Annotated in this window: 24 protein-coding genes and 1 pseudogene; 15 read left to right on the top strand and 10 right to left on the bottom strand. The window is 52.4% G+C overall.

From position 1 onward, the window contains the following. Positions 1 to 110 precede the first annotated feature (110 nt). Positions 111 to 1,214, top strand: coding sequence for a tRNA-queuosine alpha-mannosyltransferase domain-containing protein (locus ACN0R1_RS05745; protein ID WP_417580809.1), 1,104 nt, complete (start codon positions 111 to 113; stop codon positions 1,212 to 1,214). Here ACN0R1_RS05745 and cobB read toward each other — a convergent pair. Genes cobB through ACN0R1_RS05730 form a run of 3 tightly spaced genes read right to left on the bottom strand, consistent with a single transcriptional unit; the run spans position 1,194 to position 4,672 of the window. Continuing rightward, complete coding sequence (gene cobB / locus ACN0R1_RS05740; RefSeq protein WP_417580807.1) at positions 1,194 to 1,910, bottom strand: Sir2 family NAD+-dependent deacetylase; 717 nt, start codon at positions 1,908 to 1,910, stop codon at positions 1,194 to 1,196. The genes ACN0R1_RS05745 and cobB overlap by 21 nt on opposite strands. After that, a complete protein-coding gene (locus ACN0R1_RS05735; protein ID WP_417580805.1) occupies positions 1,907 to 3,700 on the bottom strand; it encodes an ABC transporter transmembrane domain-containing protein in 1,794 nt (597 codons plus the stop codon). The genes cobB and ACN0R1_RS05735 overlap by 4 nt, the downstream gene beginning before the upstream one ends. Before the next feature lie 30 nt (positions 3,701 to 3,730). Continuing rightward, the gene (locus tag ACN0R1_RS05730; protein ID WP_417580803.1) at positions 3,731 to 4,672 is read right to left on the bottom strand and encodes a sodium-dependent bicarbonate transport family permease; all 942 of its coding nucleotides are present in this window, start codon (positions 4,670 to 4,672) and stop codon (positions 3,731 to 3,733) included. Positions 4,673 to 4,794: 122 nt separating this feature from the next. Here ACN0R1_RS05730 and ACN0R1_RS05725 point away from each other — a divergent pair, with 122 nt between their 5' ends. Beyond that, a complete protein-coding gene (locus ACN0R1_RS05725; RefSeq protein WP_417580801.1) occupies positions 4,795 to 5,760 on the top strand; it encodes a LysR family transcriptional regulator in 966 nt (321 codons plus the stop codon). Between the two features lie 13 nt (positions 5,761 to 5,773). Here the strand turns inward: ACN0R1_RS05725 and ACN0R1_RS05720 are convergent, their stop codons facing one another. After that, positions 5,774 to 6,559, bottom strand: a complete 786-nt coding sequence (locus ACN0R1_RS05720; RefSeq protein WP_417580799.1) for a DeoR/GlpR family DNA-binding transcription regulator — start codon at positions 6,557 to 6,559, stop codon at positions 5,774 to 5,776. Between the two features lie 11 nt (positions 6,560 to 6,570). Beyond that, positions 6,571 to 7,398, bottom strand: a complete 828-nt coding sequence (gene hisN / locus ACN0R1_RS05715; protein ID WP_417580797.1) for a histidinol-phosphatase — start codon at positions 7,396 to 7,398, stop codon at positions 6,571 to 6,573. Positions 7,399 to 7,563: 165 nt separating this feature from the next. On the opposite strand from hisN, the gene ACN0R1_RS05710 reads away from it, so the two are divergent. The 5 genes from ACN0R1_RS05710 (at position 7,564) to eutC (ending at position 13,596) form a co-directional block, all read left to right on the top strand. Continuing rightward, positions 7,564 to 8,586: an ABC transporter substrate-binding protein gene (locus ACN0R1_RS05710; protein ID WP_417580795.1), complete on the top strand. Its 1,023-nt coding sequence runs from the start codon at positions 7,564 to 7,566 to the stop codon at positions 8,584 to 8,586. Positions 8,587 to 8,655: 69 nt separating this feature from the next. Beyond that, positions 8,656 to 9,660, top strand: coding sequence for an ABC transporter ATP-binding protein (locus ACN0R1_RS05705; protein ID WP_417580793.1), 1,005 nt, complete (start codon positions 8,656 to 8,658; stop codon positions 9,658 to 9,660). Continuing rightward, the gene (locus tag ACN0R1_RS05700) at positions 9,645 to 11,342 is read left to right on the top strand and encodes an ABC transporter permease subunit (RefSeq protein WP_417580791.1); all 1,698 of its coding nucleotides are present in this window, start codon (positions 9,645 to 9,647) and stop codon (positions 11,340 to 11,342) included. The genes ACN0R1_RS05705 and ACN0R1_RS05700 overlap by 16 nt, the downstream gene beginning before the upstream one ends. Positions 11,343 to 11,365: 23 nt before the next feature. Then, entirely contained in the window at positions 11,366 to 12,760 is a 1,395-nt protein-coding gene (locus ACN0R1_RS05695; RefSeq protein WP_417580789.1) for an ethanolamine ammonia-lyase subunit EutB, read from the top strand. Beyond that, positions 12,760 to 13,596: an ethanolamine ammonia-lyase subunit EutC gene (eutC, locus tag ACN0R1_RS05690; protein ID WP_417580787.1), complete on the top strand. Its 837-nt coding sequence runs from the start codon at positions 12,760 to 12,762 to the stop codon at positions 13,594 to 13,596. The genes ACN0R1_RS05695 and eutC overlap by 1 nt, the downstream gene beginning before the upstream one ends. Here eutC and ACN0R1_RS05685 read toward each other — a convergent pair whose 3' ends face one another. Next, entirely contained in the window at positions 13,597 to 15,036 is a 1,440-nt protein-coding gene (locus ACN0R1_RS05685; RefSeq protein WP_417580785.1) for a PLP-dependent aminotransferase family protein, read from the bottom strand. A gap of 161 nt (positions 15,037 to 15,197) precedes the next feature. On the opposite strand from ACN0R1_RS05685, the gene ACN0R1_RS05680 reads away from it, so the two are divergent. Together ACN0R1_RS05680 and ACN0R1_RS05675 are read left to right on the top strand one after the other, a co-directional pair. Beyond that, positions 15,198 to 15,383 carry a DUF1127 domain-containing protein gene (locus tag ACN0R1_RS05680; protein WP_417580783.1) on the top strand — a complete coding sequence of 62 codons (186 nt, stop codon included), beginning with the start codon at positions 15,198 to 15,200 and terminating at the stop codon, positions 15,381 to 15,383. Then, positions 15,304 to 16,269 (top strand): annotated as a pseudogene (locus ACN0R1_RS05675) (PhzF family phenazine biosynthesis protein). The gene ACN0R1_RS05680 and the pseudogene ACN0R1_RS05675 overlap by 80 nt, the downstream one beginning before the upstream one ends. Here ACN0R1_RS05675 and ACN0R1_RS05670 read toward each other — a convergent pair. Together ACN0R1_RS05670 and ACN0R1_RS05665 are read right to left on the bottom strand one after the other, a co-directional pair. Further along, a complete protein-coding gene (locus ACN0R1_RS05670) occupies positions 16,257 to 17,630 on the bottom strand; it encodes a DUF3482 domain-containing protein (RefSeq protein ID WP_417580781.1) in 1,374 nt (457 codons plus the stop codon). The pseudogene ACN0R1_RS05675 and the gene ACN0R1_RS05670 overlap by 13 nt on opposite strands. Next, complete coding sequence (locus ACN0R1_RS05665) at positions 17,630 to 18,643, bottom strand: DUF2868 domain-containing protein (RefSeq protein ID WP_417580779.1); 1,014 nt, start codon at positions 18,641 to 18,643, stop codon at positions 17,630 to 17,632. The genes ACN0R1_RS05670 and ACN0R1_RS05665 overlap by 1 nt, the downstream gene beginning before the upstream one ends. Before the next feature lie 165 nt (positions 18,644 to 18,808). Between ACN0R1_RS05665 and ACN0R1_RS05660 the strand changes: the two genes are divergently transcribed. The 4 genes from ACN0R1_RS05660 (at position 18,809) to ACN0R1_RS05645 (ending at position 22,126) form a co-directional block, all read left to right on the top strand. Further along, positions 18,809 to 20,548, top strand: a complete 1,740-nt coding sequence (locus tag ACN0R1_RS05660) for a methyl-accepting chemotaxis protein (RefSeq protein WP_417580777.1) — start codon at positions 18,809 to 18,811, stop codon at positions 20,546 to 20,548. Positions 20,549 to 20,739: 191 nt separating this feature from the next. Then, positions 20,740 to 21,456, top strand: coding sequence for an AzlC family ABC transporter permease (locus ACN0R1_RS05655; RefSeq protein ID WP_417580775.1), 717 nt, complete (start codon positions 20,740 to 20,742; stop codon positions 21,454 to 21,456). Continuing rightward, positions 21,446 to 21,763 (top strand): AzlD family protein, encoded by a 318-nt coding sequence (locus tag ACN0R1_RS05650; RefSeq protein WP_417580773.1) that lies wholly within the window; start codon positions 21,446 to 21,448, stop codon positions 21,761 to 21,763. Before ACN0R1_RS05655 ends, ACN0R1_RS05650 begins: the two co-directional genes overlap by 11 nt. A gap of 81 nt (positions 21,764 to 21,844) precedes the next feature. Then, positions 21,845 to 22,126 (top strand): pyrimidine/purine nucleoside phosphorylase, encoded by a 282-nt coding sequence (locus ACN0R1_RS05645; protein ID WP_417580939.1) that lies wholly within the window; start codon positions 21,845 to 21,847, stop codon positions 22,124 to 22,126. A 100-nt stretch (positions 22,127 to 22,226) separates the two neighbouring features. On the opposite strand, the gene ACN0R1_RS05640 is transcribed toward ACN0R1_RS05645, so the two are convergent. Beyond that, positions 22,227 to 22,406, bottom strand: coding sequence for a PLDc N-terminal domain-containing protein (locus ACN0R1_RS05640; RefSeq protein ID WP_417580771.1), 180 nt, complete (start codon positions 22,404 to 22,406; stop codon positions 22,227 to 22,229). Between the two features lie 79 nt (positions 22,407 to 22,485). Then, entirely contained in the window at positions 22,486 to 23,283 is a 798-nt protein-coding gene (locus ACN0R1_RS05635) for a DUF3750 domain-containing protein (RefSeq protein ID WP_417580770.1), read from the bottom strand. A 151-nt stretch (positions 23,284 to 23,434) separates the two neighbouring features. Here ACN0R1_RS05635 and ACN0R1_RS05630 point away from each other — a divergent pair, with 151 nt between their 5' ends. After that, a complete protein-coding gene (locus ACN0R1_RS05630) occupies positions 23,435 to 23,764 on the top strand; it encodes a hypothetical protein (protein WP_417580768.1) in 330 nt (109 codons plus the stop codon). Then, positions 23,751 to 25,235 (top strand): dGTPase, encoded by a 1,485-nt coding sequence (dgt, locus tag ACN0R1_RS05625; RefSeq protein WP_417580766.1) that lies wholly within the window; start codon positions 23,751 to 23,753, stop codon positions 25,233 to 25,235. Before ACN0R1_RS05630 ends, dgt begins: the two co-directional genes overlap by 14 nt. Positions 25,236 to 25,733: the final 498 nt, after the last annotated feature.

Raw genomic sequence — 25,733 nt, 5'->3', positions numbered from 1 at the left:
CGGTAACAGGCTGTGATACCTTTAACGCCATCATACCGAAAAAAAACCCTGGATAAAATTTTGTTTCAGTTATAGCTAAACAAACATTCCAATTAACTAAGCCTTTACCAATGCAGCTAACCCGCCCTCGTATACTGTTACTTTCTGCCTATGACGCTGCAAGCCATCAACGCTGGCGGCAACAGTTAGTAAACTCATTACCTGAATTTGAGTGGCATTGCCTGTCACTGCCGCCCCGTTATTTCAGTTGGCGGATACGCGGTAATGCCCTGAGTTGGTTGAACGAGCCCTTGCTGCAACAAACCTGGGATCTGCTGCTGGCCACGTCCATGACGGATCTTGCCAGCCTGCGCGGTTTTCATCCAAAACTGGCACAAGTGCCTGCTCTGCTCTATTTGCACGAAAACCAATTTGCCTTTCCGGATTCCGGCCGTCAGTTCAACAGCTATGAGCCACAAATGATTAACCTTTACAGTGCCGTTGCCGCTGACCAGTTGTTGTTCAACAGTGAGTGGAATCGCCAGAGTTTTCTACAAGGTGTTGCAGGGCTATTGAAGAAACTTCCCGATGCGTTACCCAAGGGCCTGCCACAGGCGTTGTTGGCTAAATCGTCCATCTTGCCAGTCCCCATAGAAGACAAGCTGTTTGTTAAACGCGCACGCCTGACAGATACCCGTTGCCCGCACCTGCTTTGGAACCATCGCTGGGAATACGACAAGGGGCCGGATCGTTTACTGAAACTGCTGGATAACCTGGTTTCACGCGGACAGGATTTTCGTTTGAGCCTGGTGGGTGAGCAGTTTCGACAACAACCCGAGGCCTTTGCACAGATTCAACAGGCACACCACAGCCGCTTGTTGCACTTTGGTTATCAAACCCAGGTCGAGGAATATCATCAGCTGTTACAGCAAGCCGATATCGTGCTATCAACCGCCCTGCACGATTTTCAGGGCCTATCTATGCTCGAAGCCATGGCTTCAGGCTGCCTCGCGCTGGCGCCAAATCGCCTGGCCTACCCGGAATACATCCCGGCTGAGCAGTGTTATGCCAGCCATCCCCAAGACCCGGATGCCGAAGCTGACGCCGCTGCCGAACGACTGATTCACTGGCTACACAACCCACCAGAACAACCGACACCCGATGACTGGCGCCTTTCCCAACTCACCCCCGCTTACCGCCAAACCATCAAGGGGTCAGCCAGCTTGATCCTCTAAACTAGTAAGATACTCAGCCACCACTTGCGATGCCGGTCCATAATAGCCCTGATCAAAATCTTCTCGGGTGGGTTCCATATTCAGCTCCACCGTCATGGCGCCAGCATCCTGAGCTACGCCCAAAAACCCAGCTGCGGGATAGACTTTTCCGGACGTACCAATTGAGACAAACAGATCCGCTGTGGCAAGTGCATTAAAGCAATCATCCAGTTGGTAGGGAACCTCACCAAACCAGACAATATCAGGACGTAACGGCTGTGGCGTGTCACAGCAGCTGCAGCGGTCCAATGCGCTTAAAGTGCCGTGCCAGGGGTGAGACAAACCACTGTGAATACACAGTGCGCTTTGCAACTGCCCATGCATGGGGATCATGTTCCGACTGCCCGCCCGTCGATGTAAGTTATCTACATTCTGGGTAATCAGGGTAAACTGTCCTCCCCGTGCCGTATGGCTGGCTTCAAACTCAGCCAGCGCCAGATGTGCCAGATTAGGTTCGACGGCCGGATCCTGTAACTGGGCACGACGCAGGTTATAAAAGCTATAGACCAGATCAGGGTTACGTAGAAAGCCTTCCGGCGTAGCTACATCTTCGATGCGGTGATCTTCCCACAAGCCATTCTGGTCACGAAAGGTTCGAATACCCGATTCAGCCGAAATACCCGCACCCGTGAGTACAACAACATGCTTGAATTTCATAGGCACGCCTCCGTTTGTGTCGTATCAGCACGGCGGGTGTCCTCACCAAACTGCAAAGCCGCCAGACGCTGATACAGCTCAGACTGTTGCAATAATTGCTGATGTGTACCTGAAGCCACTAATTGCCCCTGATCCATCACCAAAATCCTGTCAGCAGAAATCACCGTCGACAAGCGATGCGCAATCACTAAGGAGGTACGCCCCTGCATGAGTTGATCCAGAGCCGCTTGAACCAGTTGTTCACTCTGCGCATCCAGGGCACTGGTGGCTTCATCCAATAACAATACCCGGGGATCACGCAACAAGGCCCGCGCTATTGCCATACGCTGGCGCTGGCCACCGGATAACTGAATCCCGCCGGAGCCCAGCGGGGTTTTCAACCCCAGTGGCAGGCGTTGAATGAATTCCCAGGCCTGGGCCTGAGAAGCGGCTTCAACCAGCTCTGCTTCCGTGGCATCAGGGCGACCAAAACGCAAATTTTCTTCCACGGTACCGGTAAACAAAATGGTTTCCTGAGCCACCAAGGCCATACAACTACGCAACGCCTGAGGATCCAGTTGTTTGATATTCACACCATCCAGACAGATCTCACCCTGGGCGGGATCGTAGAAGCGCAGCAGTAATTTCAGCAGACTGGATTTGCCTGCGCCTGAGGGCCCCACCAAGGCAATGCGCTCACCTGGCTGGATCGTTACCGAAAAATCATTGATTACTGCTGTTTCCGGTCGCGATGGATAAACAAAGCTCACCCCCTGAAAAATCACCTCGCCACGCAGAGGGACTGGCAAGGGCGTTACTGTTTGGGGAGGTAAAATAGCAGGCGTAGAATCCAGCAATTCCAGCAAACGTTCTGTGGCACCCGCCGCACGTTGCACTTCACCGGCCACCTCGGCCAGGGTGGCCACTGCACCGGCCGCTATCAAGGCATAGAACACAAACGCCGTCAGTTCCCCGGGGCTCATCCGACCAGCCAACACGTCGTGTCCGCCCTGCCAGAGAATCAGCCCGACCGCCGAAAAAATCACCATTAACGCAAAACCGGTCAACAAGGCCCGCTGCACGATACGTGCCCGTGCACTCTGAAAAGCCTGCTCCACCCGATGCGAATAATGACGCTGATCCTCCGCTTCATGTACCGATGCTTGCACCGTTTCAATACCGTGAATCACTTCACCGGCATAACTCCCCAGCTCCGCCACCCTGTCCTGACTAGTGCGTGACAGACGACGGACACGCCGCCCAAACCAGACCACCGGTATCACTGTCACCGGAATGCCGACCAAGACCAGCAAGGTCAACATCGGACTGGTAATAAACAGGAAAATCAGCGCACCAATAAAGGTCAATAAATTACGCAGCGCCATGGAGATCGATGAACCGAACAAGCTTTGCAGTACTGTAGTGTCGGCCGTCAGACGACTTTGAATCTCGCCACCACCATTGCGGGCAAAAAATTCCGGCTCCAGGGTCAATAGATGCTTGAACACCTGGGTGCGCAGATCAGCCGCCAGCCGCTCGCCAATCCAACTGACAAAGTAAAAGCGTGCGGCTGACGCCATGGCCATCACCAGCACCACGACCAGGGTCACCAATAAACCGAAATTCAACCACTGAACATCATTGGCGGCAAAGCCCCGGTCTACGACCAGTCGCAACCCCTGCCCCAACAGCAACACACATCCGGCGGCCACGACCAGTGCGATAGCCGCGATTGTCATCTGCAGTGTGTAAGGTCGCAAAAAACCTGACAAACGCAACAGCAGTCTTGGATGTGCTTTTAATTGAGTCATGGGCTTCCCGTCAATACTGGCTGTGCTGGATTACAGTGATTGTAGCGCGATCAGCCAGTGATGATACAACGGAATACCGACAATCACATTTAACGGAAATGTCAGCCCCAGCGCGGCCAGCATCGCCAAACCTATATTGGCATCGGGAATGGCATTACGGATAGCCGCTGGCGCCGCAATATAGGAAGCGCTGGCGGTCATGCTGGCCAGAATCACTACCGATCCAACCGGCAGCTCCAACCAGATCCCCATAAGCAAGCCTGTCATAGCCAGTATCGGTGGCGCCACCAGTGCAAACACCAGCACCCGCCACTGCGCCCGCGGGAAAGGCCGAAGTGTTGTCGCGGCGGTCAGTCCCATATCCAGAAGGAATAGTGCCAATACTACATGGAATGCGCCTGTCAGCAAGCCGGTAACATTCGCGCCCTGTTCCGGGCCATAGGCAACACCAATGATCACACCACCCACCAGCAGAATCACACCCCGATTTGTCAGTGCTTCATGCCAAAGCCCGGAGAGGCTTGCCCCCGTCACAGGAACAGCCCGACGATAAAGTAACAACGCCACAATAATCGCCGGTAGTTCCAGCATCACCAGATACAAGGTGACTTCTGAGCCCACAACCAGTTGCTGTGTCTGCGTATAGGCCAGAGCCACAGCGAAGGTACCCGCACTGACAGACCCATAGTGTGCCGCCAGACTGGCACTGTCCGCGAGTGACAGCTTAACCACACGGCGAAGCAGCGGCATCAGCAACAAAGGAATCAACGCACCGATCAGTGCAACCCCGAGTAATTCAGGAATCAATGACAGGCGCAGTTGCCCATAGAGGGCAAAACCACCTTTCAAGCCAATGGTCAGCATCAACATCAGGCTCAGCAGGTCATAGGCCGCCTTGGGAACACTGAGATCCGAACGCACCAGGCCCGCCACCAGGCCCAGCAGAAAAAACATCACCACGATATCTGGCATTGCGATCTTACTCCGTCAAGTGAAAGTCGACGCATTTTGCCCTGATACAAACATTTAGACTAATTAACTTATTACACATACAGTATAGATAATTATCTATACTGTACTGAGATGAAACTATTATGAAACTACGCCACCTTACATTTCGCTTGTTGGAAGTGTTTAGCTGTGTGATCAAGACTGGCAGCCTCAGCGAGGCCGCTCGCCAGCTGCACTTAACGCAACCAACAGTTTCGCTGCAACTGAAGCGCTTGAGTGAAGCCGTGGGAGAACCCCTGCTAATCATGCACCGCCAGGGAATCCAACTGACCGACACAGGGCAGATAGTCTATGCGGCCGCCCTCGACATGCTCGGTCGCTTTGATGATCTACAAGACCAGTTACACAGCGTGCAGGCCGGGCAACACGGACGCTTCAGTATTGCCATGGTGAATACCGCCCAGTATGTCTTGCCGCGCCTGCTGGGTCCTTACAGCAAAACCTTTCCGGAGGTGGACCTGACACTTGAAATCGGAAACCGCGAACAGGTATTGCAACGCTTTAATCAGCAGTTGGATGATATCTATATCTTCAGCCACCCACCGGCACTGGATCATGCCGCAGCGGCGCGTTTTCTGCGCAATCCACTGGTCATCATCGTGGCCGCTGATCATCCACTGGCGCAGCAGCCGAATCTAACTATGACGGATCTGTTGAAAGAGCGATTCTTACTGCGAGAACCAGGTTCAGCCACCCGCATGCTGTTTGATGGCTGGCTGCAAACCCAGGGGTTGCAGTTGAACCGCAGTCTGCAGATGGCCAGCAACGAAGCCATACGTGTCGGTGTCGCGGCAGGCATGGGAATCGCGGTGATCTCGCGGCATGTGATTCCTCCTGGTGCTGCCGGACTGGTTGAACTGTCGGTGCCCGGTTTCTCGCTGGAAAGCCACTGGCACTTTATCGTGCGCCGCGACCGTCGCCTGCCCCATGCGGCACGGCGCTTTCTGCAATTTGCCGATATTCAGCTGGAAAACTGTCTGGACCCGGCCTATGTCTGTCATGAAACAGATCAGTTGTTGAAGGACTTGTCTGCCTTAGAAGCAGAGTGAACTTGAGCATAACTTAGCGCCGAGGCGCAACCGTGACCTGTTTGACCCGCTGAGACAGTTCCTTCCAACCCTCCCGATTGACGGCTTTAGCATCTACGATCAGATGATCAATCAATTCAGGAGGACAGTAAGATATCCGGCTGACAGTCCCTATCTTGGAATAATCAGCCAGTATCATCACCTGATGTGCATGACGGACCATCGCCCGAGCAATTTCGGCCTCCTGAAGATCAAAACTGCCAGCCCCCTGCTCGGCATCTATGCCATAGGGGGAAAGCATGGCTACATCGACATGATAGCGACTCAGCTCATTAACGGTACCCGCACCATAGGTTGCGGGCTGTTCACGACTCAGTTCACCGCCAAGCAACACCACCCGATTCTCTCGATTATCCATAGCATCGGCTTCACGCAGCTTCTGCGCCGCCTCGATGGAATTAGTAATCAATGTGAGACCACTCAAAGCAGACAAGGCTTCAGCTAACAGCGTTGTGGTGCTGCCTGCATCCAGAAACAGGGTTTGCCCACCGCTGACCAGGGCCGCCGCCGCTTTGGCAATCAGGCGTTTTTCCTTCAGTCTGATCTGTATGCGTTCGGCAAACGGCGGTTCTACAGCCTCCGTAATCGCCACCGCGCCACCACGTATCCGACGCAACTCGCCCGCGGCCTCCATGTCCATCAGATCACGACGGGCGGTTTCACGCGAGACCTGCATTTCCGATACGATTCGATCGACGCTAATGCGTCCAAAGGTTGCCAGAAGGGTTCTGATACGTAGATGTCGCTCTTCGTGCCACATAGATCCTGTTCTCAGTCACAGTATTGATTTAACCACTGCATCGCCTGCTGATGCAGCTCTGGTGTCGCCGCCGCAATCACGCGACCCTCTGAAGCCGAAGTCAGTGTGGCCCCCTGCCAATCCGTTATTATGCCACCAGCCTCTTCAATAATCGGTATCAGTGACAAAAAATCGAACGGCTGCAACTGGGACTCAATCACCAGATCAATCAAACCGGAGGCGAGCAAGCCATAACCATAACAATCCCCGCCAAAACGTGGCACGGCAACCTGTGCAATCACCTGTTCTACAGCCTGACGATCAGCCTCACTAAAGTAATACAGTGATGTGGTGTAAAAGCACGCCTCGGACAGCTGTCGACAAGCACTAACCTGGCAGGGTTTATCCTGGCTACGTCGATCACTGAAAAACGTTCCCTGGCCTTTAATTCCCACCCAGGACTCTTCCAACGCTGGCATCTCGATAATGCCCAAACAGGGCTCGCCCTGATGCAACAACGCCAACAAGGTTCCCCAGATAGGCCAGCCGGTAATAAAACTGCGGGTTCCATCAATTGGATCCACTACCCAGAGATACTCGGCATCCAGACGTTCATTGGCAAACTCCTCACCCAGAACACCGTGCTCCGGGTAATGCTCAGCCAGACTTTGTCGCAACCAACGTTCAACAGTCCGATCCGCTTCTGTCACCGGACTGGCATCCGATTTCACGTCAATATCCAGTGTTTGACGAAACCACTGTAACGCCATTTGACCCGCCTGGGCGGCCTGCTGACGAGCAAAACTAATCAACGGTGCCGCAAGTCTTTGCTCAGGTGGTGACAACTCTGTGTTGTTCATTCTGCCACTCCTTTGTGTGTATTTGTGTGTAATAAATCTGTAATAGGTATGGACAATAAAACATATTTTTGCATAAATACACATATTGCCACATAAAATAACTAAAAATTGCGTGACCAAGGCCCCTCGACACATCCAGATATTCTTAAACTTGGAGACGTCACCATGAAACGGCCAAATGTAAAACGCACCTTTAATCGTGTCAGCTCAGTGTTGCTAGGCACACTGATAAGCACCAGCCTTTTGGCTGGAGAAATAACGGTTTACTCCGCGCTGGAGGAAGATGAGATCAATGCCTATCTGGCAGCCGCAGCAAAAGAGATGCCTGATCTAAAAGTTAACCTTCTAAGACTTTCAACCGGTGACTTGGGCGCCCGACTGATTGCTGAATCCGCCAATCCTCAAGCCGATGTACTTTGGGGATTTGCAGTCACCAATATTCTGAACCCGCAAATCAACCAACTGCTGGAGCCCTATACAGCAGACGGGGTTGACCAACTCCCAGACGCCTTCCGCGATGAAGAAAACCTTTGGTTTGCCGCCACCGGCTACATGGGTGCTTTCTGTGTCAACACAGCCCGTCTGGAAGCACGTGGTTTACCCATGCCAACCTCTTGGCAAGACCTCACCAACCCGGTCTACCAGGGTGAGATTGTAATGCCAGATCCCTCTTCCTCTGGAACTGGCTATCTGCAAATAGCCGCCATTTTGCAAGGCATGGGAGATGAAGCCGGCTGGCAGTTGATCAAAGACCTGGACCCGAACATGGCCCAGTACACTACCTCCGGTTCACGCCCTTGCCGTATGGCGCAGGTGGGTGAATATGCCATCGGTGCATCACTGTCATTCGTGGCAATGCAGGCGATCGAACAGGGCTACCCTGTCGAGATGGTCATCCCCGCCGATTGGGCGGGTTTTGAACTGGAGGCGTCGGGTCTGCTTAAGGGCAGCAACAATGCCGATGACGCCAAACGTTTTCTGGACTGGACCCTGTCACCTTCAGCCGCTGAAGCCTATTCCGAATACAAGGCGATCATTACGCTGCCAGATGTTCCTCGCTCTCCACTGGCAGAAAAAGCCGGGCTGCCGGAAGATCTGACAGAAGTTCTCTTCCCAATGGACTTTGCTAAATCAGGCAGTGAGCGAGATGCCATTCTGAGCACCTGGAAAACAACTGTCGGTCGCTAAGCCAACAGTTTCAGGCCGACCGGTAAGCTTACCGGTCGGTATCGTCACCCTTGAAATCCGGACCTGAACATGTACCTGACTATCCAGAACCTGACCAAACGCTTCGATGATTTTGTTGCACTGGATGCAATCAATCTTGAGATACGCGATAACGAATTCGTGTGCCTGCTGGGGCCAAGCGGCTGTGGCAAAACAACCTTGCTGAGAATTATTGCCGGACTCATGCCCTTTGATTCTGGAGCACTCTCACTGGGTGGCCGCGATCTGACCAAAATGCGTGCCACTGAACGCGGTTTTGGTATCGTGTTCCAGTCCTACTCTCTGTTTCCCAATATGACCGTTGCCGAAAATATCGGCTATGGCTTAAAAATTCGTAAACAGCCACGTGAGCAGATCGCAGCTAAGGTCGAAGAATTACTGACCTTGATCCGCCTGCCAGAGTTGGCTGACCGTTACCCACATCAACTCTCGGGGGGCCAGCAACAACGGGTTGCTATTGCGCGAGCCTTGGCCGTTGATCCCTCGGTACTGCTACTGGATGAACCCCTTTCAGCCCTGGATGCCGCCGTGCGCATGGAGATGCGCGCAGAAATCCGAGACGTGCAACAGCGGCTGGGCATTCCAACGATCATGGTTACCCACGATCAGGATGAAGCGCTGACCATGGCTGACCGTATTGTCTGTATGAATCATGGTGTTATTGACCAGGTGGGTACGCCGCATGAACTCTATACCCGTCCGGCCACGCGCTTTGTTGCCGGATTTATCGGCAGTACTAACTTACTCAGCCGCCACTGGGTCAGAGAACATCTGCCCGAGCTGATACGCAATCTACCTGAAACACCGCAGTTATTTGAGCTATCGTTACGTCCGGAAGATATACAACTGAAAGCCGATCCACAGGGGACAGCACGAGTCACTCAGATTACCTATCTCGGCAATATCAGCCGGGTGCAGTTCAACTGGGAAGGCCGGGACTTGATTGCCGAAACTCACCGTTTTAGTCAACTGCAACCGGGTGATCTGGTCAGTGTCAACGTCGACTCGGAGGCAGGCGCATGGGTACACGTGTAATCTCTCATAAACTGCAAAACCCTGGCCATCCAATTGCGTGGGAAGACCGCCTGCTGCTGTCGGTATCACTGATCATCCCGCTGGCCGGTCTGTTACTGTTTTTTCTTTATCCGTTGTTTCTGGTCGCCAGGCGCAGTTTAATCGGTAGTGACGGACGTATTGGCATCGATAATTACATCAGCATTCTGTCGATGTCCAACATGAAAACAGTGGTCAGCAACAGCCTGATCATGAGTGGTGCCACCACTCTGCTTTGCGTGCTACTCGGTTTTGCCATCGCTTATGCGTTACAGCGTACCAGGTTGAAAGTCCGCTGGTTCATCCGTGGCGCTCTGCTGTTACCTCTGCTAGCTCCTTCGTTAGTACAGGCACTCGGTCTGATTTTTCTGTTTGGCCGCAACGGATTGATTAATCAACAGACCGGCTGGGACTTACAGATTTATGGCTTCTGGGGGCTGCTGATCTCCAATAGTCTCTACGCGCTACCCCAGGCTGTCATGATTCTGGAAGCGTCATTACGGCATTCCGACACCCGCTACTATGATGCGGCGCAGATGATGGGCGCTTCACATTGGCAACGCTTCAAAGATATCACCCTGCCAAATGCCAAATTCGGGTTGATCAGCGCGGCCTTTGTTATCTTTACCGTGACCATCACCGACTTTGGTAACGCCGCCGTAATCGGTGGTAATTACCGCGTACTGGCAACCGAAATCTACAGCCAGGTGGTCGGGCAGATGAATTTCAATGTCGGCGCGGTGATCGGTATGCTGCTGCTTTTGCCCACATTGGTAGCCGTGTACATTGAACGCGTCTCCTCACAGCGCCAATTTGGTGGTCATTCTGAAAGCGCCATACCGGTCACGCCGGTGTTTTTAGCGAGACGCGATATCCCACTGGGTGCACTAGTGTACTTTAGTAGCTTTATGGTTTATGCCATTGTTTTAACTGTTATTTATGCCAGCTTTGTTAAACTCTGGCCTTACCGCATGGACCTCACACTGGCCAATTACAATATCACCCTTGCCGGTGGCTATGCGCCTTTAAAAACCTCATTTACGGTTTCGCTGATTGCGGCCAGCATCGGGGTCCTTGCCCTGTTCAGCCTGGTACTTGCACAACGACGCTTACCGCGTCGCTGGGCCAAACCGGTTTATTTACTGGCTATATTGCCGGTGGGCGTGCCTGGACTGGTACTTGGCCTGGCCTACGTCCTGTCGTTCAATATCAGTGGATCGATACTGGGTATGCTCTATGGTTCGGCACTACTGATCGCCCTGTGTAACTTCTATCACTTTCACTCTCAGGGTTTTCTGACCATGGTGACAGGCATGCGTGGCGTGCCTGCATCACTGGAGGAAACGGTCACCTGCATGGGGGGGAATGCGCTGCACGGATTACGTGATGCCATTTTACCCTTCATGCTGACAACCCTGGTGGCGGTGTTTTTCTTCCTGTTTATGCGCTCCATGGTCACGCTGTCTGCAGTTATATTCCTGATTTCACCGCAACTGAGCGTCGCTGCCGTTTCAGTCATGCGTCTGGAACAGGCAGGCTTCACGACCCAGGCCGCCGCATTTTCTGTCTGCATTATGGCTAGCGTACTAGTTGCCATGGGGCTACTGAAACTGGTATTACATGGCATATCAAAAACACGCTATGCCGTAAAAGCCCCCTCGTGAACGGTTATCAGGAGACATAATGCATGGCTTATCAATGTGTATTGGGTGAACAGCGCTATCAGTTCCAGGATCTGAAAACCTTGATGGCACGTGCTACGCCGCTGCGCTCGGGGGATTGTCTGGCAGGTTTGGCGGCTCAGGACGCACAGGAGCGCATCGCTGCGCAAATGCTGCTGGCTGATGTGCCGCTAAAGACCTTTCTGAACGAGGCATTGATTCCCTATGAAACCGATGAGGTCACCCGGCTAATCCTGGACACCCACGCCACAGCCGCCTTTGCACCCGTGTCACACCTGACGGTTGGAGATTTTCGTGACTGGCTACTGTCCGAGCAGGCAGACACTCTGACATTACAGGCACTGGCACCTGGTTTGACTCCAGAGATGGTCGCCGCGGTCAGCAAGATAATGCGTATTCAGGATTTGATCTGTGTCGCGGCGAAGTGTGAAGTCATCACCCGTTTTCGTAATACGCTTGGTATGCAGGGGCACTTAGCCACCCGGTTACAACCCAACCACCCGACGGATGATCCGGCCGGCATTGCTGCCAGTGTACTGGATGGCCTGCTTTACGGCAGTGGAGATGCGGTAATTGGCATCAACCCGGCCACGGATAACTATCAGGCTGTGACCACGCTGATGCAGATGCTGGATGAGGTCATTCAGCGTTATGAGATTCCCACGCAATTCTGCATTCTAAGTCACGTGACCACGCAAATAGAAGCAATACACAGGGGCGTACCTGTCGATCTGATCTTTCAATCTATCGCCGGTACCGAAGCGGCCAATACCAGTTTTGGTATTAACCTGGCACTGCTGGGAGAAGCCCTGCAAGCAGGCCGATCGCTGCAACGCGGCACGCTGGGTAATAACCTGATGTATTTCGAGACAGGTCAGGGCAGCGCCTTGTCAGCCAACGCCCATCATGGCGTGGATCAGCAGACCTGCGAAACCAGAGCCTATGCCGTGGCCCGGCATTTTGATCCATTACTGGTCAATACAGTGGTTGGCTTTATTGGCCCTGAGTATCTCTATGATGGCAAACAGATCATTCGTGCCGGTCTTGAAGATCACTTCTGCGCCAAACTGCTAGGTGTCCCCATGGGCTGCGATATCTGTTACACCAACCATGCGGAAGCGGATCAGGATGATATGGACATGCTGCTGACCCAACTGGGTGTGGCCGGTATCAACTTCATCATGGGCATTCCAGGATCGGATGATATTATGCTGAACTACCAGACCACCTCTTTCCACGATGCGTTGTATATCCGCCAGTTACTGGGTAAAAGACCTGCGCCGGAGTTTGAAGCCTGGCTGCAACGTCAGGGTATTTTTGATGCGCAAGGGCGACTCAGCACCGGCAGTCAGTTACCCGGCGCGTTTGCGGATCTGCGCCTGACAGGAGGCAAGCACTGATGAACGATGATGCCAACACAGATGCAAAAGCAGACGCTATCGTCACCCACAACAGCTGGCGATCACTGCGTCAGCATACAGATGCACGTATCGGATTGGGACGCACAGGTGTCAGCCTTCCTACACGTGAACAACTGGCTTTTCAATTGGACCATGCCAGAGCGCGGGATGCCGTCCACCTGCCCCTGGATGAAGAGGCCCTGCAACAACAGCTGGAAGCAGACGGCTTTCAGGTTTATCGCCTCAGCAGTCGGGTCAGCCATCGTCAGGAATACCTGCAACGCCCTGATTTTGGGCGTCGCCTCAGTCCAGATTCAGTAAGCTACCTTCAGCAACAAGCGACACAGATCACCCCACCAGATACTCTGATCGTTATCGCTGACGGCCTGTCCTCCACCGCGGTTGCCTCTCATGCTGTCCCCATGGCACGCCGACTGGGTGCCGCACTGAATGCAGAGGGTTTAAGGCCGGGACCTATCTGTCTGGTCAGCCAGGGACGTGTCGCTGTGGGTGATGAAGTGGGTGAACTGCTAAAAGCCCGCTCGGTGATTCTGCTGATCGGTGAACGACCAGGCCTCAGCTCACCCGACAGTCTGGGTATCTACTACACCTACGCCCCCAAAGTCGGTCTGACTGATGCAGCGCGCAACTGTATCTCCAATATTCGCCCACCAGGACTGAGCTATGATGACGCCACTGATAAGCTGATGTTCTTGCTGCTGGAATCCTACCGGCGTCAGTTATCGGGGGTGCAGCTCAAGGATACTTCTGTGCGTTCGGAGCTTACGGGACTGGATCAGCCGCGGAATAATTTCCTGTTGCCGGATAAGCGTTAGTCAGGCACACACGGCATGCTGCTGCGCTTCTTGCACCATTTCTGTGGCAAGCTCACCCACAGTGCGCACGGCGGCTTCTATAGTGGGTGTCAGGGTAAACGCATAGTTCAGGCGCAGGCATTGACGATACTTGCCTGAGGCTGAAAACAGCGATCCTGGTGCCACATGGATGGCGTGCTGTGCTAAACGTTCGTTAAGACGCACGCAATCCACCGCAGCGGGCAGTTCCACCCATAATAAAAAGCTGCCCTGAGGATAGCTGATGCCCGCGCCCTTGGGGAAGTAGCGCTGCACCCAACTGATCATAATGTCACGCTGACGCTGATACTGGCGGGTAGCATAGCGCAGGTGGCGCTCATAGTGCCCCTTGGCTACAAACTCCGCTACTGCCAGTTGCGGCAGCGTGGCCGAAGCACCGGTGGAAACGTACTTCATATGCTGTGCCTGATCACGGTAGCGTCCTGGCGCCAGCCACCCGACCCGCAGTCCAGGCCCCACTGTTTTGGAAAAGCCGCTACACAACATCACCCGACCATCGTCATCGAAGGATTTCACTGTGCGCGGCCGAGGAAGACTGAATGCCAAGTCACCATAGATATCGTCTTCGATTATGGCGACATCGAAGCGCTGGGCGAGCTGAAACAACGCCCGCTTACGCGCTTCAGGCATGGTATAACCTAACGGGTTGTTGTAAGTCGGCGTGACCTGTATCGCACGAATTGGCCACTGTTCCAGTGCCAATTCCAAGGCTTCCAGGCTGATGCCGGTTTGCGGGTCAGTGGGGATTTCCAGCGCTTTTAAGCCATTGGCCTTGAGAATCTGCATGGTACCGTAAAAGCTGGGCGAATCCACAGCGACAACATCACCTGGCTGGGTCAGCGTGCGCAACGAGATGGCCAGTGCCTCCTGACAACCGGTGGTCACCATAATGTCATCCGGGTGCAACAGACAACCGGACGTAACCGCTAGCCGCGCCACCTGCTGGCGAAGCTCAGGACTGCCGCTCAGTTTGTCGTAATTAAAGCCGTAGAGGTTATTGCTGCGGTGTAAGCCTGCCAGGATTTTTGACAAAGGACGCAAGGTTTCATAAGTCAGATTGGGTACGCCACATCCTAATAGAAGCCGGGTGTCATCACGCTGGGTTGCGACAAGTTCCAGTACCTGATCCCATTGGGAAACATCCAAGGGACGCTGCGCTGGGCGTGAGATCGACGGCAACACACTAGGCACTCGGCTTGGTAGCACAAAGTAACCAGATTTGGGACGCGACTCGATGAGTGCCGCATCCAATAACTGTCGATAGGCTTCTTGAGCCGTCGAAATGCTGACCTCCATCTCCTGGCACACAGCGCGGATAGAGGGCAGACGATCTCCCACATGGTAAATATCATGCTCAATACGTTGCCGTAATATACTGGCAACCTCTTCGTAGCGCGTCATAACACACCCCCACTTCAAGCCAGAAAACAATACAGATGCACAGATAAATAGCCATACAGAGGCATAATATTCTTCTGTATCTTAAAAATAGCAAAACCTATATCTGTATCAAAATCCTAGCACTGAGTACTCTAGTTAGGCAAACTATGAGGAGATAAATCATGTCACACTTCAACTTTACTCAGCTTCACCAACGTCTGCGCAACTACTTGCAATGCGGCCGCAGCCGCCGCCAGTTACTCAAACTTGATGACCGGTTGCTAGCAGATGCAGGCATTACGCGTTCACAGGCGAAAAATGAAGCGCAAAAACCCTTTTGGAACCTGCCATCTTTTAAAAGAGACTGATATGAAAACTGCTGAATATTATCTGCTGGATGTGTTTACCAACCAGCCTTTTTCAGGCAATCCATTGGCTGTATTTGCAAATGCTGATGGATTGGCAACCAGCAGAATGCAGGCGTTTGCCAATGAGCTTAATCTAGCCGAAACGGTATTTTTGGGCGCTGTCACTGGCTCAAATCACTACCCGATGCGGATTTTTACCCCGACTGAAGAGTTGCCATTTGCAGGCCACCCGACAGTAGGTACTGCGCACTTGCTGGCGGCGTTGAGATTAGTCAACCCTAAGCAGACTCTAGTGCTACAACCGCCAATTGGCGAACTCGCGGTGAACTATGCTCAAGGACAAGTAACCTTTACCACCGCCCAGCCTGCCAAGGTTACACACAGCCGTCTTGATCACGCCAGCGCTGCGGCGCTATTGGGTCTCGAAACACACCAGGTGATTGGCAAGCCTGTGATTGCCTCCTGCGGGCTGCCCTACCACTTGATCGAGTTAGCGGACATGGCGGCCCTGGAGGGCGTTATCATCTCTGCAACCATCTAGGCAGATTTTATCGCTAGCAGTAGTGCTGAGCAAATCTATCTTTACGTGACGGAACAGCCAACCGAAACCGGGACCGAAACCGGAACCGTGATACGCAGCCGCATGTTCTGTATGCATGCCAGTATCTGTGAAGATCCTGCGACCGGCAGTGCAGCCGCCGCCTTGACCGGCTACCTGGCCGCTAACCAACCCAACGCGCTACGCTGGAAAATTCATCAGGGTGTTGAAATGGGACGGCCTAGCGTGATCTATACCGCCGCTAATGGGGATCTTAAGCCAGGTTTGGTACAGGTGGGCGGGCAAGCCATTATTGTGGGTGAAGGCAAGCTCTACTACGCTGACTGATCGGTGTTTTCGCTCAACTGCGTGACTATCCAGGCTTCCAGTGCCTGCTGGGATTTCTCGCTCCACTTATCGGATTGCAGCTGTTTTGCCCAACGCAGCAAACGCACCTGTTCGGTCTGAGACCAGGTCGAAGCCTTGACCTGTAATTGCAGGGCATCGCGCCGGGCATGAGTGCGTGACCAGAGCTGATTAAGAAAACTGAGGCTACGCGCCATCACTACAAAGGGGAAATTCGGGTGCTTCACCGGACCAATCACCTGCTGTTTTTTAATTCCAGGCAGCGACAAGCGTGAGCCAGGCTGTTGCTGAGAAACTAACCAGCCACCGGCTGTACCTATAATTCCGCCAGTAATAGCCCCTAACAACAAAGAGCTGCCACCGGTACCCACATCAAACAGCGAACCGGCCGCCGCACCTGTGGCAGCTGATACTATCAGTAACTCTTTGGATCTTAATCCCCAGAAAGACCACTGTTCGGTATCCATAAGCTGATTAAAATCTTTCACCCAGTTCGGCTGCGTCTCAAGTTCAAGGCGGCTATAACCAGATTGCTGCATCCATTGCTGAAACCTGGCCTCCTCTGCCTTATTCAGTGACTGTTGCAACGCCTCCTCTGCCGATTGGCCAGGCTGAAGCCTGGTGGCATCCAGTGTCCGGGTGATCTGTTCACACCAATAAGCGGCCAACTGCTGCGCGTACTGACTCAGACGCCCAGACTCACGAGTCTCCAGGTGCTGAATCAAGCGTTTTAAGGCACGTTGCTGTTCCGGTTCAGCCAGTTCGTTCATGGCGCGCAAGAGCTGCAGTCGCGAATCCAACTGTGCACTCATGGGATCAAATACCCTCACCCACTGAAAATACTGATTGAGTGTCTGGCGCCACTCATCCTGATGCGTGCTGCCTGCCATCGGGTTGATCACCGCCATACGCGGCTGACCTGTCCAACGCAGAATCTCCATTTCTGCCAGATCACTGGCCGACACCGGTCCAGACGCATCAGTGACATAAATAATCCCGGCACCCTGCATCACCGGGGTCAGCAGCGCGACTTCATCGGGAAAGGTCTGGCGATGCTCGGCAACATCAAGGAAAGCACGCACTCTGGCGGCACGTTCATGCGGTGCCACAGTCTGTTGTTGCAACCAGGCCAACACCTGGCGTGCACGCTGAAAACCGGGGGTATCCGTCAGCGCCAGCAACAGTCGATTATCAGCGATAAAAGAAAAGCTATCGGCCTGCCGGGTCGTCCCTGACTCCACACCTATCTGAACAGTGTCATTTTCTGTCAGCGTCGAGACAATGGAGGACTTGCCCTTGTTGGGGTGTCCGACAACACAAAAATGTGCGGCATCTGCAAGCATTACCCCTCCAGCCAAATCAGTTGATGCTGCCTGGCAAACAATTGCCAGCTATCCTTGGCATGAATTGGTGACTCCAGGCTGTTATCCCAGACCTGGATCGCCTGCGAAATCCCCAATGCCGATGCCTGTTTTACCCTATCGGCCATTTCTGCCAAGGGTGAGCGGCGCAAATCGATACACCAGACCAGCCGGGACGGTTTGCGCTTGAGCAGAGCCTGCCAGCGCTGTTGATCTGACTCCCAACTGTCTACGCCCAACGTCAGCCCTTCTGACGTGTTTATCTCCCAGAATAGCTGTTCAACGCCTTCCCAGTCTGCCAGGTCTTGTACCCGCAGATCAGCCAAGGCTGTTTCAGTTGATGCCGACACAGGCTGATTCGAGCTAATACTCAGGCGGTGTGAATAATGGCGCAACTGCAACTGACAAACCAGAATAAGCAAAATTCGCGGCAGCAGGTTATAGGTCACCAGACTTGCCAGCAAAAACGGCCACCAGTCTCCCGCATTCACGGCATGCTCAGTGGTCGGGGCGATACGAATAAAGCGAGTGTGTTCTATCAGTGCCTGATCCGGTACAGCAGACGGCCAGTAGGCTTGCCAATGAACACTGATCATTTGAGTGACTTTGTGGATGACAGCCGGATCATCGAGCAGCGTTGAACTCCAGCCAAATGCCAGATCGGTGAATAACAGCAGCGTCAGAAAAGCGGCCAGCACACCTAGCGCACTCAAGCACCAGAGTTGATGCAGTTTCAACCACAGCCTCAGTTGTGACTGGCTATCCAACTGCCAGCGTTGGGCTCCACTGAACCTCAACAACCAGGGGGCTCGCTGCTTGCGAAACATCATTAGTCCAGAGATACACGCCCCGACAAACGGCAGCCCAGCCCAAACCAACCAGACCAGCATCAGGTTGATGCGCCCATCGGGGGTATAACGCAGCGCCGCAGCGCCGATCAGCAGGCCGAGAATAAACGCCAGTGGATAAAGCCAGAAAGGTAGTTGAAGCTTCAAGCCAGGTCCCTAATTCAATTCATCTTTAAGCCAACCATCATACCGACTGCCTGAGTTAGAGGATAGCATTGCCCCATCAGTATAGAGCGACGCCTGTAGTCGTTTATGCGAGTCGGCGTGAAAATTGCATTCCCAAGAGAAATACAAATTTCTGGAGAGTAATGCATGTTGTTTTTTTCAACGCCATCACAACTCGACAAGTCCAAAGAATCCCGTCCCGAATGGTTAACCGCTGTTGAGTCAAAACAGAACGATGCGTTATTGAACGCCAAGGACCTGCCCGATTTTTTACGCCAGCACCTGGAAGACCCTAAGCTAACGCCGCTTGTACAGCCGATACAGTCTGTATTCAAACGGCTTGACGCCCTACAACGTCATACACAACATAGCCTTGGGGTTGCCAGCAATACGCTACTCGAAATAGCAGGAAAAACCACCGAACAGCAGGACTACCTGAAAAGTTCAAGGCAATCACTGCAGTCCGGCTCACAAGAAGCTGATTCTCTGCGCACTGAAGTAGAGCTGGAACTTCAGGCTGTGCACCAATTTTTTTCAGAACACCTCTCTTCCCTACGCAAAGAAATGAACACCAAAGCCGAACATGCACGCTCAGTCATTGCAGGGATAGATAATATCGGTAAAACCGTTGATCTGCTGGCACTGAACGCGGCCATTGAGGCCGCTCGGGCAGGCGAAGCCGGAGCAGGCTTTGCCGTGGTAGCCGATGAGGTCCGCATGCTGGCACGTCGTACCCGGGAAAGTGCTCGCAATGCCTATCAGCAGATAGATCTTTCACCATTGGAACAGACCATCATTGAGCTGCTTGCCCGCGCTGAAACCCGTATTTCCGAGCTTTCAGGTCAGGTTGAACACTCTCTGGAACGCCTGCATCAGTTGCTTTCCAGTATGACTAACCACCTGGATGAAATAGACAGCAACAACCGTATCATTAACGCCACACTCGAGATAGGCAGCGGCGCCAGTGAGCGTGCCAATCACAAAATCCATCAGGGCCGTGAATTGATCAGCCAGCTATCACCTCAACATTCGGGCTTAAAGAGCCTGAGTCAACAGTGGCAGAAAAGCTGCATACAGCAAGGAATGGTGACTGATCCAGGTTTTGACCGCCTGGCTGCAATACGTGAACGTGGTGTGGTACGTATCGCCATAGAGCCGGACTTTAAGGGGTTATCTTTCAGAACAACTGACAGTGCCCCCTTGCAGGGGTTTGATGCTGAAATGGCACAGATGTTTGCACAATCACTCGGGGTCAAATGCCAGTTTATTGAACAACCCTGGGATCTCTGTACCCAGCTGCTTGATTGCGGTGACCGGCCGGGTGAAGCCGAGGTGGATCTGGTCTGGAGCGCCCTGCCACCTGACCCCAACTATGAAGGTGTCGCCTTCTCCGAACCTTATGTATCCCTGCCCTATATACTGGCACGTCGCAAGGGTGATGAATCCATTAAGAGTATTGAAAGCTTGCAGGGAAAGGTACTGGGGTGCATCAATGATCCCGCCGCCTTTACCACCCTGGAAGAAGCCGGTTTACGCTGGCGTAGTAATCTGCACACGCCAGGTGGGCAGATCCAACTGTCCAACTTACTGGCTTACACCAATCAAAGCTGGATCCATGATGCGTTGTGCAAGGGGACTGTCGATGCCTTTGCCGTCGATCTACCTATCTATTACTGGGCCGCCACCCATCCGGACAGCCCCTGGTCTGATCGCATCGAGCTACTGCCAGGTAACCTGGCGAATGAGCTTTGGCATTACAGTGTCGGGGTCAGTGATCATGCCTCCAGCCTGACACTGCTAGCGGCAATTAACAGTTTCATCCTTGAGTTCCGTAAACGCCCGGAATACCGTGAACTGAACCAGCGCTGGATGGGTAAAGTCTGGTAGGTAAGTACCTTATTGGAATAATAATGTCACTGCTACAAAGCATTTTGGCCAGTTGATCTGAAGATCTGGTAGACTCATGCGACCTCAATAACCTGTGCGTTAATTGAATAGCATTCACCAGACGTATTCGCTTTATTCAAATTAAACTCCAATACATAACAGGTTATAAGCTGTAATTTCTGGAGCCTGACGTGTCAGTCAACGAAGCGGAGCTACATCAACTCGATCGCCAACTTGTTTGGACCGGCTTTAAACAACTGCTCCCTCTGTCAGTATTTGTCGTGGTATTCGGGGTAGCGTTTGGCCTGGCAGCTGCCCAGTCTGGCCTGAGTGCACCGGCTATTATTGCCATGAGTACCCTGGTCTTTGCCGGTGCCTCACAATTCGCCGCTCTGGAGTTATGGGGCCCTCAAGTATCCCTGCTCACATTGGTCATAACTGTATTTGCAATCAATGCACGCCACCTGCTTATGGGCGCAACACTGTATCCCTGGCTTCGTCATCTGCCAACGAGAAAACGCTATGGCGTTATGCTGGTTGCATCTGATGCCAACTGGGCCCTGTCTATGCAGGCATTCAGTCGTGGACAGCCAGGCCTGGGACTGCTGCTGGGTGGCGGGCTTGCACTCTGGTCATTCTGGATATTTGGTACCTGGCTGGGCGTCTACTTTGGCAGTGTTATTCAAGATCCGGAGCGTTTGGGGCTGGATATGGTCATGGGCTGCTTTCTACTCGCTATGGTTGTCGGTGGAGAAAAAAACCTGCGGATGCTGGTGATCTGGACACTGGCAGCCAGCTCATCAATCCTGGCCTATTGGTTTTTGCCAGAAAACAGTCACGTCATAGTGGGTGCAATAACCGGTGGTCTGGTTGGTCTTGTCTGGCTGGAGAAAAATCATGAACGTTGAAACGGCAGGATTGGGTGTTCTGGTCATTATTCTGGCCATGGCCTCAGTCACCTTGGCGACTCGCTGGGGTGGCGTTTTTGTAATGTCTTTCGTGCCCATCGGTTACAGAGTAAAACAGTTTATCCATGCCATGTCCGGCTCCGTACTGGTCGCTATTCTGGCCCCCCTTGCAGTTACAGGTGACAACGGTGCCAGATTGGCCTTGTTGGCTACAGCTGTCACCATGTTGCTGTTAAAGAAGCCACTACCGGCCATTGCTGCCGGCATTTTGGTTGCCGCACTGTTCAGACAACTCTCGTCGGGTTAGCAACGCTCGTTACAGAAGCATGGCATCGTGTTAAAAAGCGCATTATGATAAGCGCCATTTTTGCATGGAGAATTGACGGTGATGTTAAGCGTAAATGAGTATTTCGAAGGTAAGGTGGTATCAATCGGGTTTACGGCTGAGCAAGGCCCAGTTACTTCTGGCGTTATGGCGCCGGGAGAATACACCTTTGGCACCAGCCAGAATGAACGCATGTGTGTGACTCACGGGGAATTGCTGGTAAAACTGCCAGGACATAGCGATTGGCAAGCCTTCCCTGCCGGTGCTGAGTTCAACATTACAGCAGGCGCTTCTTTTGATCTGCAAGTCGCTACACCGACCGCGTACCTGTGTTATTACAGCTAAGTTATTACAGCTAAGCGCTTACAATCAGCTTTACAGCTGAACGATTGCAATTGAATCAATTCGGGATGTCTAGTTAACCATCCCGAGTTGGTATTGCCAGTTATTTTGGTCCCAGCAGAAACCAAAGAATAAAGCCCAGCACAGGCAGCAGTAAAATCAACACCACCCACAGCACTTTGGCGCCCGTACTAGCACCACTCTGTACTATTTTGATAATGGCGTAAATATTCAGGACCAATAGCAAGAGCCCTAAAATACCTGAAACTTCAACTGATAGCATAACAACTTCCCTCATCCTGTTTGTGGTGTAATCCCAATTTGATCATACGGCAAAGGCTATAAGCTAATCCACCTTTCACTCAATCGCTTGCTAATGGCGTGTGAGTAGGAAATCCCAAACGTCCAACACCGGGTAAATTAAGTGCCAAAGGCCAAGGATCAATACCCGCGCTCAGCCCCAGAAAATTCAACTCAAACCCTTCTTCTGGTGCCAGGATTACACCCAGTAAGCCCGCCAGGGACACCTGAATCCCCGCACCACTTGGCGCGTGCGCAAATACGCCACCCTCTGGCAAATAATCTTTACCTATGGCGGTGGGTGGTAAATTAAGCCTGAGTTCCGGTACTTTACGGCCTAAATAAGCGATAAACGTATTGCTGTTAGGACCTGGCCAAACCCGGTATTCATGATTATAAGGATAAAGCCTGGCGGCATCATGTAAACGACTGATCAGTGCATCCACTTCGGCGCCCCCGCGAATTTCACGCAACAAAGTCGGCTGACTGCCATACCAGTAACCATCAGGGATACCCTGTGCAACCTGTACGGCATCACCGCCACGTCTTACGCTGAAGCCTATCACCTCAAAGCGGGTGTAATGATCAGCACCTTGTGGCTTGGCAGCTATCCAGGTGTGTACACCCAACGCGCCGCGCCACCGAAACGCTCGGGCCGCATACACCTGAATCAGCGCCTCTTGATGGGTCGCGGCATCCGGCGCGATACCGGCACTGTCCCGACGGGCTGTACGCCAATCAGATGCACCTTCATCGCCGCTAAAATGTGATGTCAGCGCACAACCTACCGGGATAAAGAATACCAGCAAAATAAACGCCAACAGGCGTGCTATCCATTTAAATCCTGTTTTCAATACCATGAGTCATCCTGATTTTTATCATCATCCACTTCCTACGTCGTTAAGATCATTTTGGCCCAGACAGTTGTTATTAGTTCATATTGCTATTCTCTAAATCTAATATATAGTGAATAGCACAACACTCAACCTAGATATGAATGCAGGTACCTATATGAAAATAAAGCTGATTCTGGCGTTTCTTCTGTCCATGTTCATCAGCAGCTCCAGTCTGGCTGCCGACTATTACATCGACATCACCAATAACACAGGTTACACCATCTACTATATCTATATCAGCCCAGAGAAATCGACCAGTTGGGAAGAAGATGTATTAGGTGATGAGGTACTCCCCAACAACGAAACCCGGCGAGTGACCATCACAGGCTATAAAAGCCCGATGTTTGATATTCATCTGATTGATGAAGATGACGATACTTACACCTTTTGGGGCGTGGATGTATCCAAACAAGATCTGGTTGTGACGCTGGATGACCTTGATTAATTTTGCCAAGCGTTTTTCATCACGTCGCCCTTACTCCAAAGCCAGTGCATCACCTCAGTTAGATGCACAGCTGGAAAGTGATCGTGGCCGCATCATCAACTCAGCGGCCGTGCGACGCTTGCAGCAGAAAACCCAGGTATTTCCGCTGGAACACAATGCGGCGGTGCGTTCACGCCTGACTCACTCGCTGGAAGTACAACAAACTGGCCGCTTCATCACCCGCACCCTGTTTGACAAACTCGGGGCTGAAGCGTCGCGCTATGGTTTGGCTGGCAGTGAGCGGGCCACAGAGAGTCTGGTGGAAATGGCCTGCCTGATGCACGATATCGGCAACCCGCCCTTCGGCCACTTTGGTGAAGCGGCGATTTCCCGCTGGTTCACTGAACAGATCGATCAGTTTCCGGGATTTATTGCTCCTTCCAGCTCAGCCGAAGGTCAGGCCCTGACGCAGAAACTCAAACGTGAGCTGTGCTCCTTTGAAGGCAACGCCCAGGCAATACGCCTGATCAGCCAGTTGCAAAAGCTCAATCTGACCTACCTGCAGTCCGCCTGTATTTTAAAATATACCCGTTGTGCCTCCGATCCCAGACCGGATGCAAAACATCCCCTCAGCTATCTGATGAAAAAGCCGGGCTATTACTTTTCTGAACGTCAGTTTGTGGCCGAGATGCAGGAAACCCTGGAGATGCGCCCTGGTCACCGCTTTCCGTTGACATATCTGATGGAGGCCGCTGACGATATCTCTTATTGTCTGGCTGACCTGGAAGACGCCATCGACAAAGGCATACTCAGCATCCGTCAATTGGCTCAGTTGCTGATCGAGCAATTTGCCCGCCTGCGGCCACTGGATGCCGATGAAAAGCACTTTTATGCTCCAGGCCGACGCAATGCCAGCAGTTTTGCTGATCTGGTTCACTACGCGTTGGAACGTGCCGATAAAGAATCGATCAACAAGGATCATGAATTTTTTGTTTGGCTTAGAGTCGGCTTAACCCATCCACTGGTTCAGCATGCTGCCCAAGCCTTTATCGATAATATCGAAGCGGTTTACGAGGGGCGTTTAAACCGCGCTCTGCTGGAAGATAATTCCCCCTGCCACGCCATTGTCAGTACGCTAAAAAAGGTGGCGATACGCCATGTTTTTTCAGTCGATGAAGTGAAAACCCTGGAATTACAGGGCTATCGTATTCTCACTGGGCTGCTCGACCATTACCGCCCGCTGCTGCGACTATCCCGCAGTCAATTTGGCCAGTTACTGGAAGGAAAAAACCAGGGATTACTACTGGAAGGTTTACTGGTACGACGCTTACCCAACAAGCATATCAAAGCCTATTATCAGCTATGTCAGCAATCAGTTGGTGATGTCGATGTGTGGGAAAGTTACTGCCGCTGTCGCTTGTTGCAGGACATGATTAGCGGTATGACCGATCAGTATGCACTGGATGAGTTCAAAACCCTGTCGGTGATTTAAGACCGTACAGGTGCACGGAAACTCCACGGCTGTTGCATCTACGCTTCGAGGAAGCAGAAAAACTGCAACTGTTTGCCACATCATTTATCAATCCAATATAACTGCCTCACTTCAGATTTGCAGCGAAACTGCCCAACGTCTTGAAGTAGAAGGGACTGTAGTCTTTTTGTCCTCAAATATGCTTACCTCAGACAGAGAGGCTACAATAACTAAGTAGAAACTGTTACGAGCTATTATTTTTATTTCATGGTGTTTTCGAGTTTACTCTCGAACAAGCAAGCGTTCTTTCTATACTGCTTTAGCGCCTTAATTTGGGAGCGTTACACCTGTAAAGCAAAGTTCAATACTGCGTTACAGATGCAACACCAACGGTGTTACAGGTGTCACGACATGGGCATACTAATTTATCTGCCAATACGCTTACCAGTATTTGCAGATAAATTTTTAATCTAAATAAATCAAATAGATATAATTAAATAAAGTGTCGTGCATACACTC

The sequence above is a fragment of the Nitrincola sp. genome (genome assembly GCF_048264025.1).
Lineage (GTDB): Bacteria > Pseudomonadota > Gammaproteobacteria > Pseudomonadales > Balneatricaceae > Nitrincola.
Note: the sequence above shows the minus strand (reverse complement) of the source record. Positions and strands in the feature narration are given on the sequence as shown.

Coding starts and splice junctions, on each gene's coding strand:
- ACN0R1_RS05685 (WP_417580785.1), bottom strand. CDS start 15,036: ATGACGCGCTACGAAGAGGTTGCCAGTATATTACGGCAACGTATTGAG.
- ACN0R1_RS05695 (WP_417580789.1), top strand. CDS start 11,366: ATGGCTTATCAATGTGTATTGGGTGAACAGCGCTATCAGTTCCAGGAT.
- ACN0R1_RS05640 (WP_417580771.1), bottom strand. CDS start 22,406: ATGCTATCAGTTGAAGTTTCAGGTATTTTAGGGCTCTTGCTATTGGTC.
- eutC (WP_417580787.1), top strand. CDS start 12,760: ATGAACGATGATGCCAACACAGATGCAAAAGCAGACGCTATCGTCACC.
- ACN0R1_RS05645 (WP_417580939.1), top strand. CDS start 21,845: ATGTTAAGCGTAAATGAGTATTTCGAAGGTAAGGTGGTATCAATCGGG.
- ACN0R1_RS05650 (WP_417580773.1), top strand. CDS start 21,446: ATGAACGTTGAAACGGCAGGATTGGGTGTTCTGGTCATTATTCTGGCC.
- ACN0R1_RS05635 (WP_417580770.1), bottom strand. CDS start 23,283: ATGGTATTGAAAACAGGATTTAAATGGATAGCACGCCTGTTGGCGTTT.
- dgt (WP_417580766.1), top strand. CDS start 23,751: ATGACCTTGATTAATTTTGCCAAGCGTTTTTCATCACGTCGCCCTTAC.
- ACN0R1_RS05730 (WP_417580803.1), bottom strand. CDS start 4,672: ATGCCAGATATCGTGGTGATGTTTTTTCTGCTGGGCCTGGTGGCGGGC.
- ACN0R1_RS05710 (WP_417580795.1), top strand. CDS start 7,564: ATGAAACGGCCAAATGTAAAACGCACCTTTAATCGTGTCAGCTCAGTG.
- ACN0R1_RS05700 (WP_417580791.1), top strand. CDS start 9,645: ATGGGTACACGTGTAATCTCTCATAAACTGCAAAACCCTGGCCATCCA.
- ACN0R1_RS05630 (WP_417580768.1), top strand. CDS start 23,435: ATGAAAATAAAGCTGATTCTGGCGTTTCTTCTGTCCATGTTCATCAGC.
- ACN0R1_RS05705 (WP_417580793.1), top strand. CDS start 8,656: ATGTACCTGACTATCCAGAACCTGACCAAACGCTTCGATGATTTTGTT.
- ACN0R1_RS05660 (WP_417580777.1), top strand. CDS start 18,809: ATGTTGTTTTTTTCAACGCCATCACAACTCGACAAGTCCAAAGAATCC.
- ACN0R1_RS05735 (WP_417580805.1), bottom strand. CDS start 3,700: ATGACTCAATTAAAAGCACATCCAAGACTGCTGTTGCGTTTGTCAGGT.
- cobB (WP_417580807.1), bottom strand. CDS start 1,910: ATGAAATTCAAGCATGTTGTTGTACTCACGGGTGCGGGTATTTCGGCT.
- ACN0R1_RS05720 (WP_417580799.1), bottom strand. CDS start 6,559: ATGTGGCACGAAGAGCGACATCTACGTATCAGAACCCTTCTGGCAACC.
- ACN0R1_RS05725 (WP_417580801.1), top strand. CDS start 4,795: ATGAAACTACGCCACCTTACATTTCGCTTGTTGGAAGTGTTTAGCTGT.
- ACN0R1_RS05670 (WP_417580781.1), bottom strand. CDS start 17,630: ATGCTTGCAGATGCCGCACATTTTTGTGTTGTCGGACACCCCAACAAG.
- ACN0R1_RS05680 (WP_417580783.1), top strand. CDS start 15,198: ATGTCACACTTCAACTTTACTCAGCTTCACCAACGTCTGCGCAACTAC.
- ACN0R1_RS05745 (WP_417580809.1), top strand. CDS start 111: ATGCAGCTAACCCGCCCTCGTATACTGTTACTTTCTGCCTATGACGCT.
- hisN (WP_417580797.1), bottom strand. CDS start 7,398: ATGAACAACACAGAGTTGTCACCACCTGAGCAAAGACTTGCGGCACCG.